2 protein-coding genes are annotated in these 704 nt (G+C 38.8%); both read left to right on the top strand.

The window, feature by feature from the left end; all coding sequences use genetic code 11:
* The coding region (locus C200_RS13770) for a transposase (RefSeq protein WP_033923692.1) at positions 1-172 on the top strand (172 nt) is incomplete at its 5' end.
* 57 nt (positions 173-229) lie between these two features.
* On the top strand, positions 230-622 hold the full coding sequence (locus C200_RS13765) for a hypothetical protein (RefSeq protein WP_016212572.1): 393 nt from the start codon (positions 230-232) through the stop codon (positions 620-622).
* Positions 623-704: the final 82 nt, after the last annotated feature.

Raw genomic sequence — 704 nt, 5'->3', positions numbered from 1 at the left:
TGCGGGTTGTCACTTATTATTTTTACCCCCTTATTCTCCTGATTTAAACCCGATAGAGCATGTATGGTCACCGCTTAAAAATAGGGTTCGCATGAAGCTTGATCAAGATGAAATAAATTTAGAGACAGCGCTTAGTCAAGTAATGAAGTCAATGTCAGAAACTATTCGTTGAGTGCTATAACACAATTAAAAACTTTTAATTCTTAAAGTAAAAATAGGGCTAAACATTATGGCTTATATAAATGGCGAAAAGAATGAACACCTTGAGTCTAGCGGCATCTTCGCACAACAAATTACACAACGAAAGTCTGAGTTAAAAGCACTAACAAATCGACAACTCGTCAGCTCTATTAAACACATGGACCTGGCTTCTGCTATGCATCACCTCCAACAACATTCCAATAAAAGTCTTTCTACAAACGATCAAACTCCAGAACCTCAAGCAGAAACACAAGAAAAAATGCCTTTAAATAACAGCGTTGCAAGCTCTTTTACAGCAGCTAGCCATACTTCTTCCCCTCAACAATCCTGCCTATTCCAACAACAGCAAGCAGAACCAACACGAGATGAAGCGCATCAAACAAAGGACAAAGCAACTAAAAAATGCTGCACAATCATGTAAAGCTCCTACCCTCATGGCATGGCTTGAGCACTTTAAAAGGCTCTTCAACTGTTTCTAATAGTTTATAGCGCTCGATCAACAG

The organism is Piscirickettsia salmonis LF-89 = ATCC VR-1361 (assembly GCF_000297215.2).
GTDB classification, from domain to species: Bacteria; Pseudomonadota; Gammaproteobacteria; order Piscirickettsiales; family Piscirickettsiaceae; genus Piscirickettsia; species Piscirickettsia salmonis.
Note: the sequence above shows the minus strand (reverse complement) of the source record. Positions and strands in the feature narration are given on the sequence as shown.